This is a genomic window from Pseudomonas sp. C6002 (assembly GCF_013385805.1).
Lineage (GTDB): Bacteria > Pseudomonadota > Gammaproteobacteria > Pseudomonadales > Pseudomonadaceae > Aquipseudomonas.
On the sequence record NZ_JACAPH010000023.1, the window covers coordinates 38,120 to 41,116 of the forward strand.

Sequence of the window (2,997 nt, forward strand, 5' to 3'; positions counted from 1 at the left end):
TGCCAGTTCAGGCTCAACCCCACGCCCTGGATTTTTTCCCGGCCAGCCAATTGGCCGGTGTAGTCGAGGTTGACCCGTGTGCTTTTGCTCAACGCCAGGCTCGCCTGCACGCCCACCAATGCCGCGTCGCGCATCAACGGCGAGCTTTGCACCGCAAACGACGGCCCTCCGGCGACAAACGCCAGGTGCTCTTCGGATTCAACGGCACTCAGGCTGTGCTGCCAGCCCAGCGAGCCGGAAACGTCCAGTTGCTGGCGGTCATTGAGGGGGAAGGTTTTTGCCGCCCGCAGGCCCAGGGTGCTCAGCACCGCATCGCGGCTGTCACTGCCACGCTCCAGCGCGGCGGCGTCGCCTTTCTCGTCAAAGCGTTCGTTGTCCAGATGCACGTAAGCCAGGTTGGCGAACGGCTCCAGCGCCACCGAGGACACGTTCAAACGGTAGGCCGCTTCGGTAAATACCTGGGCACTGCGCGCATCCAGCTTGGTCTTCTGCTTGCCGCTGACTTCGCCGTAATGCAAGTCGCGTTTCACGTCGCCGCGATGCCAGCTGTAGGCACCGCCGACGCTCAAGCGCCAATTGCCCAGCTCATGCCCGGCGTAGGCGCCGAGGTGGTAGCTGTCGATGGACGCCGATGAATGCGTGCCGCTGCCCATGTTCAGCGAGCTGTCGCTGTAACCGGCCACGAGACCGGCACGGGTCTGCTCGTCCAGCGCGCCGTCGACACCGGCCAGCATGCCGCCCAGTGAGCTGGTGTAGCCTGCCGTGTCGCTGCGGCTGTCGGTCTTGCCCCAACTGCCGAGCACCTTGACCCACACGTTGCTCTCACCGGTAACCGGCGTATGGCGCAGGCGCTCGCCCACGGCATCGCGTACCTGGCGGCTGTCATTGATCAGCATTGTGCCGATGGCCGGGTAGATTTCTCCCGACAGCTGCTGGAAACCCGACTGCGCCGTGGCTGCCGAGTCTGACCGCAGGATGCTTTCGTACACCGGATTACCGGCGCCCAACTGCTCGGCGGCCGCCGCCACCGAACGCTGGTTACGAGTGGCACCGACACTGGCGAAACTCGCATCACTGCGGGCAATGCCCAGTTGCACACCGTTGGCGGCATAGTCGAGGGTACCGCCGAGGAACAGGTAGTTGGGCAACACGGCACCGAACTGGCCCTGGATCCCCCCAGCCGCCTGGAGGATGTTGTACTGGCGCCCCACCAGGCTTTCCGCCTGTTGCAGGCTGAGCAGGGTCGGGCTGTTTTCCAGGGCCAGGGTCACGGTGCCGCCGCCGAGGATTGCCTTGCCCGTGGCGACAATCCGGTCGCTGGTGGTGGGGGTGAGTTCGACCGCATAGGTGGAGCCGGCGGCGAGGTTTACATCCCCGGCCACCTGCAAGGTGCCCACGGAATTGCCCGGCGCCACGGTGCCGCCGCTATTGACCTGTAACGCCGCGATGCGACCGGAGCCGCCCAACGTGCCGCTGTCATTGACCGTCACCGCGGACGTCAGCGAGCCATTCACCGCCAACCGGCCGCCATTCACGGTGGTCGGGCCACGGTAGGTGTTGTCGCCCGCCAGGATCAGGCTGCCCGCACCGGATTTGGTCAGGCTGCCTTCGTAGATACGCTGGGCCGCGGCTGCCGCACGGGCAGTGCCAACGGCATAGTCCGTCTGGTCCTGCTGACTCGCGCCGGCGCCCACGCCGTTCTCCCAGCCCTTATCGCGCAGGGTTTGCTGCCAGGCCAGGGTTTCGGCGCTGTCTTCGGCCTGGCGCTGGATCAGCGCCTTGTCGGAGATCGCATTGCTCCACACATCGCCCTGCCCGGCCGCCAACGTGACATTCATCGGCCCGAGCAATTGCCCGGGCCCGTGCATTGCTCGGCCAAGGTCCGGCACGCCCCAGCCGACCTGAGTGGTCGGTGCATCGGTGACCGCGCCATTGAGCTGGGTGGCCGTGGTCAACAGCACCTGCAAGGCCTGTTCGTTGTTCAGGTATGGATAGCGTTCCATCACCAGCGCCAGTGCGCCGGTGGCATGGGGCGCCGACATCGAGGTGCCGGATTTCACCCCATAACCGCCATCGGGAATGGTGCTGTTGATCAACGCCCCGGGGGTGGAAATGCACCAGTACTTGGCGATGCCGCACTGGTTGTATTTCTGGTTGTTCGCCTTGTCCAGGCCCGATACCGCCAGCCAGTGGCCTTCCAGCTCCGGCTGGAAATAAGGCAAGGCCGAACGCACGCTGGCGTTGGCGTAGCCGCTGTTGCCAGCACTGAACACGTTGATCACCCCGGCCTTGGCCACCTCCGCAGCGGCATCCAGCCAGGTGTTCTGGTTGTAGTGCTGGGCATAGGCAGCGTGCAGGTCGCCAATGGTCTGGTAGCTGACATCCTTGGGTTGGCTGCCCCAACTGTTATTGATCGCGCGCACGCCGGAATCCACCAGCGCGCTGTACACCGCCTTGAAGTACTTGGGGTCTGGCGTGGGGCCGAACAGGAAACTGTCGCTGGCGTTGGTGTTGCCGACGTAGATCTGCGCGTTGTACGCCACGCCGTGCATGCCCACGCCATCGCGGGCTGCGCCCATGGTGCCGGTCACGTGGGTGCCGTGGGAGTCATTGTTTGGGTTGAGCGCGCCGGTGGTCGTGAAGGGGCTGCCATCGACGTAGGTGCCGCTGGCGGTGACCGCGTGATAGCGGTCTTTTGAGGCTTCAGGATGGTTGGGGTCGAAACCCGAGTCGAGGGCGCCGATCTTCACGCCACTGCCGGTGATGCCGCTCGCATAGGCCTCGTTGGCTTTCATCCGCTCCAGGCCCCAGTCGCTCTGGAACTCGGAGGAACGCCAACTGCCGGGGTCGCCGACTTTGCCGGCTTCGATGTACTGCCCGTGGGCCGCCACTGACAGCAGCAGCAAGGAGCCTGCGGTGAAGGGTTTGAAGCGAGGTGAACCAGTAATCATGAAGAGTCCTTTTTCTTATTGTTGAAATACCTGTGGCGAGGGAGCT

The 2,997-nt window shown here is 64.6% G+C and carries 1 protein-coding gene; it reads right to left on the minus strand.

Going from position 1 to position 2,997, the window contains the following annotated elements:
• A partial coding sequence (locus tag HX817_RS16140) for an autotransporter serine protease (RefSeq protein ID WP_177040574.1) occupies window positions 1-2,951 on the minus strand: 2,951 nt, incomplete at its 3' end.
• Between the last annotated feature and the right edge of the window lie 46 nt (window positions 2,952-2,997).